Annotated in this window: 23 protein-coding genes; 11 read left to right on the top strand and 12 right to left on the bottom strand. The window is 69.0% G+C overall.

The window, feature by feature from the left end; all coding sequences use genetic code 11:
• Window positions 1-8: 8 nt before the first annotated feature.
• From ACZ7GZ_RS31620 to ACZ7GZ_RS31575, 10 genes are all read right to left on the bottom strand, one after another.
• On the bottom strand, window positions 9-1,301 hold the full coding sequence (locus tag ACZ7GZ_RS31620) for a transcriptional regulator (RefSeq protein ID WP_471029390.1): 1,293 nt from the start codon (window positions 1,299-1,301) through the stop codon (window positions 9-11).
• Between the two features lie 429 nt (window positions 1,302-1,730).
• Window positions 1,731-2,090 carry a hypothetical protein gene (locus ACZ7GZ_RS31615; RefSeq protein ID WP_471029388.1) on the bottom strand — a complete coding sequence of 120 codons (360 nt, stop codon included), beginning with the start codon at window positions 2,088-2,090 and terminating at the stop codon, window positions 1,731-1,733.
• A 364-nt stretch (window positions 2,091-2,454) separates the two neighbouring features.
• Complete coding sequence (locus tag ACZ7GZ_RS31610) at window positions 2,455-2,889, bottom strand: hypothetical protein (protein WP_471029386.1); 435 nt, start codon at window positions 2,887-2,889, stop codon at window positions 2,455-2,457.
• Entirely contained in the window at window positions 2,886-3,758 is an 873-nt protein-coding gene (locus ACZ7GZ_RS31605) for a WhiB family transcriptional regulator (RefSeq protein ID WP_471029384.1), read from the bottom strand. The genes ACZ7GZ_RS31610 and ACZ7GZ_RS31605 overlap by 4 nt, the downstream gene beginning before the upstream one ends.
• Window positions 3,755-4,045, bottom strand: a complete 291-nt coding sequence (locus ACZ7GZ_RS31600) for a hypothetical protein (protein ID WP_471029383.1) — start codon at window positions 4,043-4,045, stop codon at window positions 3,755-3,757. The genes ACZ7GZ_RS31605 and ACZ7GZ_RS31600 overlap by 4 nt, the downstream gene beginning before the upstream one ends.
• Window positions 4,046-4,085: 40 nt before the next feature.
• Window positions 4,086-4,409 carry a hypothetical protein gene (locus tag ACZ7GZ_RS31595; protein ID WP_471029380.1) on the bottom strand — a complete coding sequence of 108 codons (324 nt, stop codon included), beginning with the start codon at window positions 4,407-4,409 and terminating at the stop codon, window positions 4,086-4,088.
• A 122-nt stretch (window positions 4,410-4,531) separates the two neighbouring features.
• A complete protein-coding gene (locus ACZ7GZ_RS31590; protein ID WP_471029379.1) occupies window positions 4,532-5,314 on the bottom strand; it encodes a hypothetical protein in 783 nt (260 codons plus the stop codon).
• Window positions 5,311-6,309: a hypothetical protein gene (locus ACZ7GZ_RS31585; RefSeq protein WP_471029377.1), complete on the bottom strand. Its 999-nt coding sequence runs from the start codon at window positions 6,307-6,309 to the stop codon at window positions 5,311-5,313. Before ACZ7GZ_RS31585 ends, ACZ7GZ_RS31590 begins: the two co-directional genes overlap by 4 nt.
• Complete coding sequence (locus tag ACZ7GZ_RS31580; RefSeq protein ID WP_471029374.1) at window positions 6,309-7,211, bottom strand: hypothetical protein; 903 nt, start codon at window positions 7,209-7,211, stop codon at window positions 6,309-6,311. The genes ACZ7GZ_RS31585 and ACZ7GZ_RS31580 overlap by 1 nt, the downstream gene beginning before the upstream one ends.
• A gap of 86 nt (window positions 7,212-7,297) precedes the next feature.
• Window positions 7,298-7,789: a hypothetical protein gene (locus tag ACZ7GZ_RS31575; protein WP_471029372.1), complete on the bottom strand. Its 492-nt coding sequence runs from the start codon at window positions 7,787-7,789 to the stop codon at window positions 7,298-7,300.
• A gap of 219 nt (window positions 7,790-8,008) precedes the next feature.
• Here ACZ7GZ_RS31575 and ACZ7GZ_RS31570 point away from each other — a divergent pair, with 219 nt between their 5' ends.
• From ACZ7GZ_RS31570 to ACZ7GZ_RS31520, 11 genes are all read left to right on the top strand, one after another.
• Complete coding sequence (locus ACZ7GZ_RS31570) at window positions 8,009-8,407, top strand: WYL domain-containing protein (RefSeq protein WP_471029370.1); 399 nt, start codon at window positions 8,009-8,011, stop codon at window positions 8,405-8,407.
• A 13-nt stretch (window positions 8,408-8,420) separates the two neighbouring features.
• Window positions 8,421-8,777, top strand: a complete 357-nt coding sequence (locus ACZ7GZ_RS31565; protein WP_471029368.1) for a hypothetical protein — start codon at window positions 8,421-8,423, stop codon at window positions 8,775-8,777.
• A 130-nt stretch (window positions 8,778-8,907) separates the two neighbouring features.
• The gene (locus tag ACZ7GZ_RS31560) at window positions 8,908-9,120 is read left to right on the top strand and encodes a hypothetical protein (protein WP_471029366.1); all 213 of its coding nucleotides are present in this window, start codon (window positions 8,908-8,910) and stop codon (window positions 9,118-9,120) included.
• Window positions 9,107-9,328, top strand: a complete 222-nt coding sequence (locus tag ACZ7GZ_RS31555) for a DUF6011 domain-containing protein (RefSeq protein WP_471029365.1) — start codon at window positions 9,107-9,109, stop codon at window positions 9,326-9,328. Before ACZ7GZ_RS31560 ends, ACZ7GZ_RS31555 begins: the two co-directional genes overlap by 14 nt.
• 10 nt (window positions 9,329-9,338) lie before the next feature.
• Complete coding sequence (locus ACZ7GZ_RS31550; RefSeq protein ID WP_471029364.1) at window positions 9,339-9,584, top strand: hypothetical protein; 246 nt, start codon at window positions 9,339-9,341, stop codon at window positions 9,582-9,584.
• 239 nt (window positions 9,585-9,823) lie between these two features.
• On the top strand, window positions 9,824-10,204 hold the full coding sequence (locus tag ACZ7GZ_RS31545; RefSeq protein WP_471029362.1) for a hypothetical protein: 381 nt from the start codon (window positions 9,824-9,826) through the stop codon (window positions 10,202-10,204).
• A gap of 2 nt (window positions 10,205-10,206) precedes the next feature.
• A complete protein-coding gene (locus ACZ7GZ_RS31540) occupies window positions 10,207-10,428 on the top strand; it encodes a hypothetical protein (protein WP_471029360.1) in 222 nt (73 codons plus the stop codon).
• 274 nt (window positions 10,429-10,702) lie between these two features.
• Entirely contained in the window at window positions 10,703-11,554 is an 852-nt protein-coding gene (locus tag ACZ7GZ_RS31535) for a hypothetical protein (RefSeq protein ID WP_471029359.1), read from the top strand.
• Between the two features lie 108 nt (window positions 11,555-11,662).
• Window positions 11,663-11,965, top strand: coding sequence for a DUF6300 family protein (locus tag ACZ7GZ_RS31530; RefSeq protein WP_471029541.1), 303 nt, complete (start codon window positions 11,663-11,665; stop codon window positions 11,963-11,965).
• A 97-nt stretch (window positions 11,966-12,062) separates the two neighbouring features.
• Complete coding sequence (locus tag ACZ7GZ_RS31525) at window positions 12,063-12,341, top strand: hypothetical protein (RefSeq protein WP_471029358.1); 279 nt, start codon at window positions 12,063-12,065, stop codon at window positions 12,339-12,341.
• A gap of 61 nt (window positions 12,342-12,402) precedes the next feature.
• Window positions 12,403-12,723 (top strand): hypothetical protein, encoded by a 321-nt coding sequence (locus ACZ7GZ_RS31520; RefSeq protein ID WP_471029356.1) that lies wholly within the window; start codon window positions 12,403-12,405, stop codon window positions 12,721-12,723.
• Here the strand turns inward: ACZ7GZ_RS31520 and ACZ7GZ_RS31515 are convergent.
• Both ACZ7GZ_RS31515 and ACZ7GZ_RS31510 read right to left on the bottom strand, forming a co-directional pair.
• Window positions 12,720-13,781: a site-specific integrase gene (locus ACZ7GZ_RS31515; protein WP_471029354.1), complete on the bottom strand. Its 1,062-nt coding sequence runs from the start codon at window positions 13,779-13,781 to the stop codon at window positions 12,720-12,722. The two genes, ACZ7GZ_RS31520 and ACZ7GZ_RS31515, sit on opposite strands and share 4 nt — an antisense overlap.
• On the bottom strand, window positions 13,778-14,146 hold the full coding sequence (locus ACZ7GZ_RS31510) for an HIT family protein (protein WP_471029352.1): 369 nt from the start codon (window positions 14,144-14,146) through the stop codon (window positions 13,778-13,780). Before ACZ7GZ_RS31510 ends, ACZ7GZ_RS31515 begins: the two co-directional genes overlap by 4 nt.
• Window positions 14,147-14,186 lie beyond the last annotated feature (40 nt).

The following is a 14,186-nucleotide window of genomic DNA, read 5'->3' as shown; positions in this document are numbered from 1 at the left end:
ATCTCCGTTCAGAAGGCGGGGGTGAGGGTGTTGCGGCGGGCGTTGATGGCCTCGAGGGCGAGGGTCTGGTCGACGAGCCGGTTGGTGTACAGGCGGCGGGTGTATGCCTCGCCGGCCAGCTCGATCGAGGAGAAGATCAGCCCGGGGTCCTTCATGGCGTCCAGGCGGAACTGCACGATCTCGTCCGCGGTGAGGTCCTCGAGGGTGATCGGGCTGCAGTCGACGGGCTCGGCGTCAGCGGTCAGACGGGCCTGGATGGCAGCCCACGCCTCGTCCATCGCACGACGGGCGGCCACGCTCTTAGGGCCCTGACCCAGGTCACTGTGGTCGGCGTCCTGGTGGCGGGCCTGCTCAGCGCGGCGAGAGTCCTGCCAGTCCTCCACCAGCACCTTGCGGCGCGCCGGGGTGGTGTACAGCAGGTGGCAGGACGCCAGCCGGTAGGCGAGGACGGCGGACGGGCGGCGCGGTTCCCGGTCGGACACCAGACGCTCGGCAGCAGCCTGCACCTCGAGGGCCGTCCAGCCGGCGTCGGCGACGTGCCGGATGATCCACGCGATCCGGGGGATGGATGCGCCCTTCAGCCACGGCACCAGCTGGATGAGTTCGCGGGCGAGCTGGTAGCGGCGGCCGACTCGGTTCAGGGTTCGCTGACCGCGCTTGGACTGCTTCGGGGTGGGGGAACTCTTCTTCCCGCTTGCGAGCTTGCTCTCAGGGGGGGAGTAAGTACTAGCCGGAGAAGAAGTGCCGGAAGTACCCACCTGCATTGGGGTGCAACGCGGTCCGTTCAAAACCCGGTTTTGACGGCGGGGGCGGCGAGCCTTCCGGGCTGCCTTCTTCGCCAGCTTCCCCAGCAGGCTCCGGGACTCCTCAGCGGCACCGACCGGGCGGCGTGTTGCACCCTCACCGACGGTGCGGATACCGAGGGCTTCGTCGAAGGCGACGGGGATGACACGCTCGAACTCGGAAGCGCGGCCGCCGACACCAGAGATACGGGTGCCTTTGGAGCGGTACACCAGCAGGCCCGTCTCACGGAGCATGTCCAGGTGGTACTGGACGGTGCGCTCAGCGACCTTCAGCTTGCGGGCGAGGTAGTCGACGCCGGGCCGGCACTCCTTCAACGCGGCGATCTCCTGCGCAATGGCGACCGTGGTCGGCCCCCACTTGGGGCCGTGGGTGCGGGAGGGGGTGTACAGGCCGCAATTGGCGCAGTCGGTGACCCAGTGGACGGCGGTCATCCAGGAGTGGGCGCAGGTGGCGATGCGGCCGGTCGTGGCGTGCAGCCACTGGCTAGCTGCGGTCACCAGTAGGCGCACACCACGACCGGGACCGTCACTGTAATCGATCGACAGTTCGAAAGCGGGGATGGGGGCGTTCGTGTCGCGGGTGTTCTGCGGGCACTCGGTGTCGTCCGTGCGGGGGGAGATTCCTCGCGAAACCGGCGCAGCGGAAGCGCCAAGCTGACAAACAGGGGTGCACTCAGGCACTATGTACCTCGTCTTCGGATAAGCGAGAGGGCATGCAAAAGCCCGCTCGGTGACCGGGGTGGTTCTGGGGAGAACCTGAAAGTCGCTCGTCTCGACCGGCTGCCAATCCGGTAGAGATGGGCCTTAGCTCGAAGCGCCAACTTCGAGCCGTCGGATACGGCCGCGCACGGTGCGCCAACACCAGCGGCCAGCGGTTGAGGGTGAAGCCCCCGCCAAGGGGCTCAGGAACCTCCCGCTAGAAACTCGCTACGTCACTCGATCTCCATCAGTTGGTGGGGTCTGTCCCGGTGCGGTGCGCACGACCATGTAGCTGGTCGTCTCAGCGACAACGCGCATCGGAGTCTCAGGGAAACGGGCCTTGAGCTGCTGCATGCGCTCCTCGGCCTCACGCATCGTGTCCCTCGGGCCGGACACCATGGTCCAGGCGCCGAACTGCTCCCAGCCTTCAACTCGGTAGACCTGCGTGGTCCGGTGCTGGAGATAGCCGGGGCACGTGGTGGGATCGGCTGCGAACGTTGCGTCGTCGCAGTACTCGCAGCAGTCGCCGGGACGGTGGGCGGTGGGGTCGACGGCGGGGACCGAGAACTGCTCGGCCGCGCTGCTCATCGCGAGGAGGGGGTAGTGGGGACAGTGGCCGAAACACTCGACGCCGGTGTGATCTTCACGGCGGAGATGACGGTCGCACTGTCTGATCGGGGAACACCCCGGGTACTCTTGGCCACGACGGCACCTTCATTCCTCAGCAACGGTGTGAGTGCTGTCAGCCCTCGCGTTCCGGCTTCGCAAACCGGGACCGCCACCAAGGTGGCAGCGGGGGCTTCCAACTTTTTGGCGCATCTTCCACGAAGCCTCGCAACTGACTCCATGTCTGACGCACCTACCAGACTAGCCGCTGAACACCCCATCTGTCCCGGCCCCTTCCCCATCGCGTGTCTTAGTTCGTACTAGTCACACCGGCCATGACGGCACGTCAGTGGTCCCGCGCTATCTCCGAATCCGCCGGATGCGCGGCCCGCTCCGGAGCGACCAAGGCCCGGGAGCGGCGTACCAGCCCGGCCATCGCGTGATGGCCGATCTCCTCATACACGCCGGCCACACGATCCATCTGGTCGCGGAACAGGCGCGGCGCCGCCGACATGCGCCCCGCATGGAACCCGACCGCCACGGCCCGGTCCCACACCGCCTGTACCACCGCCGGGTCCGCGTCCGGGAACAGGTCCGCGGGAAGCCGGTCCGGGCGGCCCGCCGTCTCCAACTCGCCGCCCGCCAGCAGTCCGGCGAGGAACTGGGCCGACGACATTGCCCGGCCGCCCAGGACGGCATCCCTGCGCATCGCCTCGAACGCGGCCACCTCACCGGCGTCGTCGGAAGGAGCGGGCTCCGTGGTGGCGGGGTACTGGCTCATACGGCAACTCCCAGAGAAGCGTCGGTAGAGAACAGGGGAATGACGGGGGCGAGGGCGTCGTCCAGCGGCAACGCGGACACCCCCCGGCGTGCAGACGGCCGGCGCCGCGCGCGCACCGGACGGACAGCAGGCTCCTCGCGGTCGACCAGGCCGTCCCACAGCACCAACTGGATCGGCTCGGCCGGACCGGCCACCCGGGTCGGCGGCGACAACGCAGGCACCGACCCGTCATCCGGCACCAGGTCCACGTCGTCGAGAAGACCCCGCTCCCGCGCAACCGCCAGAGCTCGCATCCGCGAGACGGTCTTCGGCAGACCCAGCAGCCGCACCAGGGAGCTGCGCTGCCAGTTCGCCGTCCGCACGTCCATCCCGCCCTCAGGACCCTCACCCCACGCGGCCAGCAGCCGGGACGCCTCCGCGGCAACGTCGAACGGATCCCAGCACACCGCCAGCGCTCGCAACGCGGCCCGCTTCTGGGCAGTCTGGAAGACACGGTCGTCCGGCGCCGCAGCCACTGCATGTCGGGCCTTGATGAGCGCCTTGTGCCGCTCCAACGACCGCCGGCCACCCCACACACCCTCCGGCTCCGCGAGCTTCCCGTCCGCCTTCACGCTCGACGCATACAGGTCGCAGGCCACCATCACCGGACACTCGACACAGACCGAGATGGCCTTGTCCTCCCGCACCCGACGCTCCCGCTGCCCCTCCGGCAGAAAAGCATCCGGCCCATGATGCGCACCCACATGCAGCGACGGATCCCCCGCCATCCGCAGGGGGTTGTCCGGGTCCGGGGCACACCCGCGGTACTTGAAGTGCGGGTGAATCACCCACTCCCGACGCAACTGCTCCGTACTCTTCTCGGACGTCATCGCGTGCCTCCCTCCATCGGCGGGGTCGTCTCGTCGTAGTGGGCAAGGGACTCAGCCACCACCTGGCCAGCAGCAGCAACCACCGCCTGCTGCGCCACCACCTGGCCAAGGCGGCACCGGAAAACCTCCAGATCCCGGACCAGGCAGCCCGTCATCAGCCGATGCGACGCCCGCTCCCGCACCAACTCCCGGCGCAACCCACACACCCGGCGGGACTCGGCCAGGGCATAAACGGCAACCGCCGCGGTGAAAACCGCGGCGGCCAAAGCAGTAGTGCGAACCGCCATCGCGGTCTCACCTCCATGGGCGGGGGAAGGGACGGACAGATCAGCGAGAGCCCTCGGACTCCCCATACAGGTGGCCCACCCGGGCCGCCTCCGCGCGCACGGCCTGCTCGGCCGCCAAGATCGCGGCCCGCTGCGACGCCGCATCCGACGCCGCCAACACCGCGCCGTCGTAGGCGGCCTGCACGCTGGCCGGCGTCTCCAGCCACGGCCGCAACACCTCCCGCTGACGCTCCCGATCCACGGCGCACCCGCGCCTCCACCCCCGCCACAGCGCCGGCACACCACACAGCACCGACACCAGCAAGAACCCGAACGGCACCCAACGAGCCGGATTGGCGAGCAGCCAGTCGACGATTTCAGGCATGACGGAACCCCCAGACGGCATGACGCCGATAGGTGCGAGAGATGAAGCGGACGCCCCGGACACGGGGACTTCAGGGGAGGCGCGGCCTCCCAAGGGCCCGCAGAAGCGCGGGCCCGGGTGGATCAGGCGGCGCGGTCAGCCCGGACGGCCGCACGGCACGGAGCACACACCGGAACCTTGATCCGGTAATGCACCCGCTGACCCTGAGGCGTACCGCAGTACCCGGTCCAGTCAGGGAACGCCGCGGGGTCATCGATGGTGTCGTCGTCCCACGCACCCACCGGCGCCCAGCCGTTCGATACCGCGATCCGACGAGCAGCAACGGCCCGGAACTCCGGCACCCCAGCCGCCACCGGATCGACCCGCCACAGCTCGTCATACAGCGCCCGAGCGGCCTTCACCGTCGCTGCTTCAACCAGGCGGCTCACGATCGTCCGAGCGAAGTTCGCACGGTTCATGCCCAGCCGGCGTGCAAGCTCCGACTGCGTCCAGCCCGCACACACCAGGGCCTGAAGGCGGCGCCGCGTCCCCGTCCCGTCGATCGGAGTCCGCTCCCCAAGGTTCTCCAGGCACGGCTCCACCGACAGCAGCCGCAGCGCGGTCTCCGGACGGACCCGCCGCGACGGCGCAAGCCCCCGCGGCCGATCCCCGTACAGCAGCTTCGACACACCACCCGTCGACACACCGGCCAGACGCGCGGCACGCATCCAGCCGATCCCGAACTCACCCAGGGCCCGCACATGCTGCCGCACCGGCTCCGCGTCCACGAACGGCTGCCACCGCCCGTAGGCGATAGCACGGCGCCGGTTGTTGTCGTAGTCCCGAGCAGCCTGGCAGCACACCGGGCAGCGGCACAGCTCCAGGTGATACTTCGCGTTCCCGTGCGGGCGGCCAGCCGCGCTCATGCGGCGACCTCCTTCCGGCTACCAGTGAGGCGGTAACGGCGGTCCGCAGCGGTGTTGGCGCCACGGCAGACTTCGCACGTCTCGCCGTTCTTCAGGTGCTGCCGGTACATGCGGGGCTCGCCGCACTTCGGTTCGGTTCGCTGCTGCCGCTCGCGCCGCTGCCCGGTCCTCAGTTCGTGCACGATGCCCCGGACAGTCGACAGGCCCATGCCGAGACGCTGGGCGATCTCCTCCTCCGCGAGACCGAAGCTCATCAGGTGCTCGATCTCTTCACGGCGGACGGCCGCCAACTCTTCCCGGTCCATCTTCTTCGGCCCCCCGACGCACGGAGTGGCCTGCGGGTCGTCGATCGTGTCGTCATCCCACGCCCCGGGCGGAGGCCAGCCGTTGGCAGCGGCGGCCTTGCGAGCACGGGTGACACCGACCGCCGTCGCCCCGTGCTGGCACGGGTCGGCTCGCCACAGCTCGTCATACAGGGACCGCACCTGGAGGGCGCGGCGGACGAGAACATGTTCGCGGCGGATCATGGTGCCGAAGTTGCTGGGGGTCATGCCCAGCCGGGCGGCAAGCTGCTGCTGCGGCCAGCCCATGGCGATCAGCGCCTGAAGGCGGCGCCGGGTACCGACCGGGTTGATCAGCGTAGACGCGGCGAGGTTCTCGAGGACGGGTTCCACAGCGAGGATGGCCGCAGCGTGCCCGGGACGAACCTGCTCCTGCGGTCCGGTGCCCCGCTCGGGCCGACCGGACAGGATGGCCTGCAGCCGCTTACGGTCGACGCCCGCAGCGGCAGCGATGGACCGCAGCCCCATACCGCACGCCTGCAAGTTACGGATGTGCGTACGGACCGGCTCGGCATCCGTCCACGGGTTCCAGGTACCGCGGCGGATCGCATGCTCACGGGCCCCGTTGTACTGGGCCACCGCCCAACCGCAGGTGTAGCAGCGGCAGCCGTCCAGCTTGTACCGGGCGTACCCGTGCTCGCGCTCGCCGGCCATCAGGCGGCCCTCTGCTCTCCGCCGCCCTGCTCAGCCAGACGCTGCAGCTCCGCGATCCGGCCGTTCAGCAACTCCCGGAACGTCACCACCCGGCCGTCCCGCAGCGTCACCTCAGAGTCCGCGACACCGTGCTTCTCCGCGTCCAGGATGATCTGCCCCAGCGCCAGCACGTTCCCGGGGTCGGACCAGCAGGCGTTCGCCTGAGCCTGCAGCCGGGCCAGGTGGTTCCCCCCGTCCGCGGCGGGAGGCGTGGCGCGCTCCTCCTGCTTACCGGCCGGCTGCCCGCCGCCCTTGGCGTCCTGCTCCTGCGGATCGCCACCGGACTCGAGGATCTGCAGGTCCGACGATGTCCACAGGTCCAACGCCATCCCGAACCGCATACCGGCGTTACGGATCGCGTCGCCGATGATCTCCTTCACCGCGTCGCCGCCGGCCTTGCCCTCCGCGTTGCCGTAACCCAGCCGGGTCATCCCGCATACCGTCAACCGGATCCACAGCCCGCGGTTCTGGTCGTACTGCGGCAGCCCAGCCTGATCAGTCGTCAGCGGCTCCCAATCCCAGAATGGATCCACATTCAGCAGCCGGTTCGTGGCTTCAGCGTGGCCGACGAACCGCAGATCGATGTGCGCAGTGGTCATGCTCTGCCCGCATCGGCGGCACTGACGTCGCTCGTGGTCCGGCCGGTTGCAGGCGCCTTTCGCGTCCCGGCACGCCTTGCACCAGACACGCGGCAGGTATCGGATCTCCGACTCCGGGAACGGCTCCCGCAGCTTGTGCAGCGCCTCGATCTGCTGCTCCCGGCTGTAGCCGAAGGTGTTGGCCGGCCGTGCGGCCTGAATGAGGGTGTGCGAGGTCGGGCCCTCCGCCGTCATGCTGGCGGGGGCCTCCGTGGCGTGAGCCATTGAGGTCTCTCCTATGGGGTTATGCAGTGATGGTGGAGCGGCCGGGCCTGGTTGTCGGCGTCCAGGCCGGCCCGCCCCGGAACGTGCTACTCGGTCGGCTCGGTGTCCACCGTCGCGACATCCACGCCCAGGTCCTCCGCCATCCACGCAATCGCGATGGACGACTGAGTCACCCGATAGCCGGCCGCCTTCGTCAACTGCTCCTTACGAGCGTCGACCTGCTTCCGCAGCGAGTCGGACACCCGAACGTTCAGGACGACCTTCTGCGCGGTCGTGGAGCGGGCCAGCTTCGGCGGCACCCACTCACCCGCCAGAACCTTCCGGAACCCGTCCTCCACGACACTGCTGAGGGTCACACCGAACTCGTCGGCCTTCACCTTCAACGCGTCCCGCAGAGTCCGGTCGATCGTCAACGCCAGGTTCGTACCCGACGACGCCTCCGACGTGTCCTTGGCACGCAGCAGCGTCCACCCACCCGGCGCGGCAACCGCACGGACGTCGGCGGCGGACTCCGGATGGCCGGCGTCCTCCAGGTGCTGGGCGGCGGTCAGCAGGCGGTCACGCAGGGGGCGAGGCACGCGACGGTGTCCTTTCGGCGGGCGCCGCCCGGCTCGATAGGTGGGCGGGCGCGTGGGGGCGTTGGCCACCTCAGTGTCCTCCATTCAGCATTGCAGCGCCATGCCCGACGCCCGGGGTGGGGCGGGGTGCCCCAACACCCACAACAGTAGCGGCATACGCATTGCACTGCAATGTCGAATCGGCTACGGTGTAACCACACCACACAGCAGGGGGACACCATGCGGATCACGGCCAAGCAGACCAGCACCAAGACCCTGGCGGACCTGTACCGCTCCATCGACCGCCAGACCGTGGTGACCCTGACCTACCGCGACGCCGACGGCACCGAGACCGTTCGCACCGTCGAGCCGTGGGACATCCGCACCACCAAGAACGGCCGCATCCAGCTCCGCGCCGGCTGCCGCCTCCGCGGCGACGCCCGCTCCTTCTACGTGGACCAGATCGTCGCCTATACGACCCACCGGATGGCCTTCGTCCTGGAGCGCCCGGAGGCAACGACCCCGGCCGGCAAGGGCATCGTGGTCCGCAGCGAGAAGCAGCTCATCGCCCGCGAACTCGGCCGCGACTACCTCCCCGCACGCCGCATCACCCGCGACCAGACCAGCCTCGCCGCCTGAGAAGGAGTACCAAGTGATCAACGCACGCCTCGCCAACGAGATCCACCACGTTCAACTGGAGGTGAACGGCGTTCCTCCGATCACCGACGCGTTCGGCGAAAAGGTCACCGTCACCGGCCTACGACTCACCTACCGAGGACACGACCGCGAGGTCGGTGTCATCCGGTTCCAGACGGCTGAGGACAGTGACCTGTTCGTCGCCGACGAGGACATGGCGCCGGCCAACTGGCCTGCCTGGCTGCGCGAGGTAATCGACCAGTACCGACCTGCCGAGCGGACCGAGGGATGCCCGGACTGCTCGGCACCCGAGATCGGCACCCGGATCCCGACCCACCACCCCAAGTGCCCGCGCAACGACCCGAACTTCTGAGTCCGGACACGACGAAGGCCACCACCCGCAACGGGTGGTGGCCTCTGGGGACACTTGCTGCGTGAGCGCAGTCTAACTTCGGAAGTCATCAGCCCGCTACCCCCCTCGATGAACTGGGAGAACTCGAATCATGGCCAGGAAGCCCCGTAAGCCGTGGCGGCTCATCCTCATCGGCCCGGACGTGCGCGCCCAGTCCGACCACGGCAGCGAAACCGCCGCCTACCAGCTCATGCGCGCCGCCCTCAAGGGCGACGACAGCCCCGCCGACACCGGCGAGGTTCAGCACTGGGAGGACGGCCACTGGGTGCTGTACGAGCGCATCACCGCCGATGAACTCCCCTGACACTGAACCCATGACGAACGAGCAGGAAGCCCTGACCGGGCAGCCGTCCGGGCTGCGCCGACGGGTGTGGTGCCGTGGCCTGGGCTGCGGAAGAGAACTTCACGACGAGGAATCGAGACGCCGCCGATACGGGCCGGAATGTGATCCGGACTACCGGACCCGTCTGGAGCGGCGGGACGTCGACCAAGAACCGATACCAGGCCTGTAGGAGGCAGCACGTGAAGATCCGTCGTATCGACCTCAACGACGACGAGGTCCCCGAGACCATCACCGTGGAACTCACGCATGAGGAGGCAGTCTTCCTGGCGCTGTTCCTGGGCAAGCAGAACGGCATTGAGGAAGATGCCGTGATGACCGGCGGCGCCAGGCTCGGCGGTGAGATCTACGACGGTCTGACCGGGGGCGTGTTCAACCGGTTCTACGAGGACGGGGTCAAGGGCGCCGCCCGGTCGCGCACTGCCTGAGCCGCTACCCGGGTTCTGACCCAGGTTGTCAGCGGCCTCCCCTAGACTTCTGTTCCAGCGGCAAGTCGCGTACGCCGCAAGCCCGTGACCCCCCCCCAACCGCCGCGCCCACGCCGCGGCACTACTGGGGAGAGGCGAAGGTCTCCCGGGGCCCGCGCAGGCAACACCTTCCTTCCGTCACGGACACCGAGGCCGGCGGCAGGCGTGGGCGAGTACCGCCGGCAGAATCGGAGACGACCGTGCCGAAGAAGCAGAGCACCGCGGCGAAGAAGGCTCGCGCGCTGCAACGCGAGAGGGGCGGTAAGCACACCACCCTCCTCGCCGAACAGGCCGTGTGTGGGGAGCGGCTGGACCCGTTCCTGGTGTACCCAGGGACCTGCGCCCGCGCTCCGCACCCCCAGCAGGAGCCGTGCTCCAAGGACCGCGACTTCGACGTCGCGGCGTGGAAGCAGCGCGAGGCGGAGGCCTGGGTGGCGGAGGAGGCACGCCGGGCGGCCCTGACGCCTGAGGAGCGGGCCGAGGAGGACGAGCGGGCCCGGGAGTGGGAGTACGACGAGATGCGCGCCGCGGCCGACGACGGCTTCGATCCTTACGAGAAGTACTACGGGGACGTGGACTGACCATGGCCGAGGGACGGAACGTGGAGGCTATCGCCCGCGCCTCCAACTACGAGAAGCACGGCACCACCTTCCTGGGTGGCAGCTTCGCCGCATGCTCCTGCCCCAAGCAGGCGTGCGGCGGCGTGGCCGGCGATGAGGAACGCCCGGACTGCCCCGAGCACCGCAGGACGCCCGCGCAGCTGTGGCACTGGGCGGCCGAATGCCCGGGCCAGGCCGGCGCCTGATTCTCTCCCTTCGCTCCCCTGACACGCCGCAGGGGAGCGAAGGGAACACCGCGCCGGATCGGTCGTAGCGTCTTCCCAGCACCGGCGAAGGGCCCCGTCCAGCCCCCTCGCCCCATGATCGGGAAGATTACAAAACTTCCGAAGCCCCACCCACTAACAGCAGTGCGCGCGACCCCGCCCCGCACCCTCGCACTCCCCGCAACCACCCCGCCATCGGGGACGAGGTAGCCCGGAAGTTTTGTAACGGATCACTGATGCGGGGCACACTACGGGCATGGACGCCGAGGAACTCCTGCACACCTGGCTGGCCGGCTCAGCCCTGCGCCACTCCACCCGCGCCGAATACGCCCGCGAAATCGGCAACTTCCTCACCTGGTGCCGCCGCGAGCAGATCGACGCCCTCACCGCCCGCCCCAAGGACATCGCCGCCTGGGCCCACGACTGCCACCTGCAGCCCTACCTCGACGGCCGGCCCTTCAACGGCCCCGACGCCCTCGCCCACCTCGCCGACACCCACCCCGAAGCCGCACGCTCCCACGACCGGCGCATCTCAGCGCTCACCCAGTTTTACGAAGCCGCCTACGACCGCAAGGTGATAACCCTCCCCCCGAACCTCACCGCGCTGCGCTCCGGCGTCCCTCGGCCCCCCGGCGCCAAGAACAAACTCGACCGCATGGAACGCGCCGTCCTCTTCACCGTCATCGGCTCCTGGGGACCCCACCACTCCAAGCACTACGTCCGCGACCGCCTCGCCGTCTGGCTCCTCCTCGAAGGCCTCCGCCCCGCCCAGGTCGTCCGCGTCGACAAACGCCACCTCTACCCCCAACCCGACGGCACCTGGGAGTTGCGAGCCCCCGACGACCACGAGAACGTCGGCAAACAGTTCGTCCTCGAGCCCCTCACCGGCGCCGCCCTCAAGGACTACCTGAAGGTCCGCCCCGAACCCGTCGACCCCGGCGAGTACCGACTGCTCCTGAACGACATGCGCCGCCCCCTGCAGTCCAGATGGGTCAACAAGGTCGTCGGCCAGATGTGCGCCACCCACCCTCTCCTCGCCGACCGCACGCCGGCCGTCACCGCCGACACCATCGCCCACACCGGCTACTGGGACACCCCGCAAACGTAGCCAGCAGCGACGGCCCGGACACCTCCCCATGTCACAGGGGTTGACCACAACACCCCAGCACGTCTTGGGTAAAGGATCACGTCCAGGACGAGGAGGGCCGCTGTGACCATGCTGAAGTTCTCCGAAGAATTGCCATCCTGTTCACGATGCCGCGGAAAGCTCATGATGAGCGCGGTCGCCCCGCAGAAAGACAAGCACGGGCAGCCGATCCACCTTGAACTGTGCCCGTCGTGCGACACCGGCAACGCCGACCGGCCCGCAGCCGGCCTGCTCATCCAGTTCTTCACCGACGGCGGCGGACACGACAACGACCGCATACCCGAAGCCGCGCACCTGGTGAAGGAGTGGACCAAGGAGTGCATGGCCGCCCATGGCTGGTACCTCGCGGAGTCCCCGCCCGACCAGCCCTGAGCCGCCGTCATCGCCGGCACCGTCGCTCATACCGGATTCTGGGGCCATCCGTCCAACTGAACCGGAGCACACCGTACAGGCCGCTACGCTCCCCGCCATGAGCGAGCCCACCACCCAGCCGGCCATCCGCATGGAACTCGGCGGCATCGAAGACTTCCCCACCGCCATCGCCATGCTCCGCGCCACCGGCGCCCGGCGTCTCCAAGAGGGCAGGAACAACCGCGTCTTCGTCATCGACCACGACATCAGCGCGCAGCAGACGGCCGCCCTCATCCAGTTCCTCGTCTACGGACGCAGGGAGCGCTTCTTGAAGGTCACCCTCAACGCCCCCGAGCCGGACGACCTGGGCATCGCGGAGTGGTGGGAGACCGCCTGACCACGAAGTAACCCGCCGGTACCGGCATCACCGCACGCCAGTTCAGGGCAGGATCTGAACCATGACCTGCGAAGACGAACCTTCCCGCCTCACCTGGGAAATCCAGATGCACGAACCCTTCTCCGGCGTCTGGATCAACAAGGGCTGGGGGCGCGCCACCACCACCGCAACTCCCCTGGACATCGCCCGAGCCGTCCTGGCCGGCTACCTCACCGCCCAACCAGCCCGGCCCGGGGAAACGTTCCGCGCGATGGCCTACACCGAGACGAGCAGCCCCATCTTCGTCACCGCGGACCAACTCGCCGACGATGGCGCAGCGCTGGGCCCCGCCGTCCGCGAAGCCCTCCCCGTCCACCTACGCGACGCACTGCAGACTGGCTAGGTCAGACCAGCGGCAGCGTTGTCGTCCCATTCGTCGGCGGCCCGCATGTAGCCGAGCATCTCCCGGCTGTTTGGTGCCCACCCGCCCTGCCGGGAGATTGATACGGCGTCCTTCCCCTTCTTACGTCCCTCGGTCGCCAGGCCAGAGCGCAGCGAGTGACCCGTCCACACGATTGGCACCTGAGCGCGGACCGAGATGCGCTTGATGGCGCGGGTAACGCTGTCCGGTCCCATGCCGCCGGTGACTTGCCCCCAGCGGTTGATGCCGACGAACGCCGGGGTGGACGGGTCGGTCCACCGTTGCCCGTGTTCGGCGACCAGCTGCTCCCGGTAGGCGATCCAGGCCCGGACGGGGCAGACCTCGGGATCCTGCGCGTAGGGGATCTTCGCTTCGCGGACGGAGTACCGGGTCTTGCCGGTGAGGACGGAGACGACCATTCCCCGCGGGTGCAGCGTGACGTCGCCGGCGAGCAGGCCAGCAGGCTCGGAGGCGCGGGAGGCGAAGTTGAACCCGGTGAGGACCAGGGCCTTGTCCCGGAGTCCGGTCAGGTCGGGCGGGCAGGCGCGGGCGATCAGGTGGAGGCCGTCGACGTCGGCGGCAACTGCCTTGCCGCGGCCTCGGCGTTCACCTGTCTTGAGGAGCTTGACGGCGAGGCCCTCGATGGCCGTGCGGGCTTCTGCGGTGGCGTCCTTGCTGACGGTCTGGCCGCGCTGGCGGAGGCCGACGGTGGTGGCCGCGAGGTGGGTTTTGGCGGTGGCGGGGGCGTAGCCGGTGCCGTCTTGCTGGCCTTCGCGGAGCATCCAGGCGGCGTAGGCGACGAGGGCGCCGCGGGAGCCTTCGAGCAGGGGGAAGCCTTGGGTCTCGCAGAACCGTTCCCACACGCGCCAGGACTTGGCGTAGGTGTCGGTGGTGTTCTGGGGGGTGATGGCTTCGGCGACGGCGTCGGCGAGGTGTTCGGCTTGGGCGAGGCGTTCGGCGGTGTCGATGCCGTGCCGCTCCGCCCACTTGGCGATGAGGGCGGCGTGCTCGGACTGTGCGCGTGGAGCGAGTTCGGTCATGCCGCCTGTCCGGTCCACGGCAGTGCGAGGCCGTCGTCCTCTCGTCGCGGGACGACGTGGACGTGGAGGTGGAAGACGCTCTGCGTTGCTACTTTTCCGCGCGAGGTGATGACGTTGCACCACTGGGTGGCGGCCAGTTCGGCCGCGCGCCGCATGGTGGCCGCGCTCACCTCGGGGTCGTGCCCGACGTCGGCCACGTGAACCTTCGGGATGACGAGCAGGTGTCCCTCGGTGACAGGGTTCAGTGGCACGATGGCGATGGCGTCGTCCCACTCGTGGAAGACCTGTGCGGGTGCTCGTCCGGCGACGATCTCGCAGAACGGGCACACCGGGACCTCGACCGGTTCGAGGGGTGCGTTGCTCATGTGGTCCGCCTTCCCTGTTCAACATCGGATAACGGAAGGT

Source organism: Streptomyces sp. NPDC037288 (assembly GCF_055603265.1).
The sequence above is the reverse complement of the archived record's forward strand: the minus strand, read 5'-3'. Positions and strand labels throughout refer to the sequence as shown.

Bases quoted from the DNA above. Each gene is read 5' to 3' on its own strand.
- ACZ7GZ_RS31615 (WP_471029388.1), bottom strand. From the start codon at position 2,090: ATGAGCAGCGCGGCCGAGCAGTTCTCGGTCCCCGCCGTCGACCCCACC.
- ACZ7GZ_RS31610 (WP_471029386.1), bottom strand. From the start codon at position 2,889: ATGAGCCAGTACCCCGCCACCACGGAGCCCGCTCCTTCCGACGACGCC.
- ACZ7GZ_RS31605 (WP_471029384.1), bottom strand. From the start codon at position 3,758: ATGACGTCCGAGAAGAGTACGGAGCAGTTGCGTCGGGAGTGGGTGATT.
- ACZ7GZ_RS31600 (WP_471029383.1), bottom strand. From the start codon at position 4,045: ATGGCGGTTCGCACTACTGCTTTGGCCGCCGCGGTTTTCACCGCGGCG.
- ACZ7GZ_RS31595 (WP_471029380.1), bottom strand. From the start codon at position 4,409: ATGCCTGAAATCGTCGACTGGCTGCTCGCCAATCCGGCTCGTTGGGTG.
- ACZ7GZ_RS31590 (WP_471029379.1), bottom strand. From the start codon at position 5,314: ATGAGCGCGGCTGGCCGCCCGCACGGGAACGCGAAGTATCACCTGGAG.
- ACZ7GZ_RS31585 (WP_471029377.1), bottom strand. From the start codon at position 6,309: ATGGCCGGCGAGCGCGAGCACGGGTACGCCCGGTACAAGCTGGACGGC.
- ACZ7GZ_RS31580 (WP_471029374.1), bottom strand. From the start codon at position 7,211: ATGGCTCACGCCACGGAGGCCCCCGCCAGCATGACGGCGGAGGGCCCG.
- ACZ7GZ_RS31570 (WP_471029370.1), top strand. From the start codon at position 8,009: ATGCGGATCACGGCCAAGCAGACCAGCACCAAGACCCTGGCGGACCTG.
- ACZ7GZ_RS31560 (WP_471029366.1), top strand. From the start codon at position 8,908: ATGGCCAGGAAGCCCCGTAAGCCGTGGCGGCTCATCCTCATCGGCCCG.
- ACZ7GZ_RS31555 (WP_471029365.1), top strand. From the start codon at position 9,107: ATGAACTCCCCTGACACTGAACCCATGACGAACGAGCAGGAAGCCCTG.
- ACZ7GZ_RS31540 (WP_471029360.1), top strand. From the start codon at position 10,207: ATGGCCGAGGGACGGAACGTGGAGGCTATCGCCCGCGCCTCCAACTAC.
- ACZ7GZ_RS31535 (WP_471029359.1), top strand. From the start codon at position 10,703: ATGGACGCCGAGGAACTCCTGCACACCTGGCTGGCCGGCTCAGCCCTG.
- ACZ7GZ_RS31530 (WP_471029541.1), top strand. From the start codon at position 11,663: ATGCTGAAGTTCTCCGAAGAATTGCCATCCTGTTCACGATGCCGCGGA.
- ACZ7GZ_RS31525 (WP_471029358.1), top strand. From the start codon at position 12,063: ATGAGCGAGCCCACCACCCAGCCGGCCATCCGCATGGAACTCGGCGGC.
- ACZ7GZ_RS31520 (WP_471029356.1), top strand. From the start codon at position 12,403: ATGACCTGCGAAGACGAACCTTCCCGCCTCACCTGGGAAATCCAGATG.
- ACZ7GZ_RS31515 (WP_471029354.1), bottom strand. From the start codon at position 13,781: ATGACCGAACTCGCTCCACGCGCACAGTCCGAGCACGCCGCCCTCATC.
- ACZ7GZ_RS31510 (WP_471029352.1), bottom strand. From the start codon at position 14,146: ATGAGCAACGCACCCCTCGAACCGGTCGAGGTCCCGGTGTGCCCGTTC.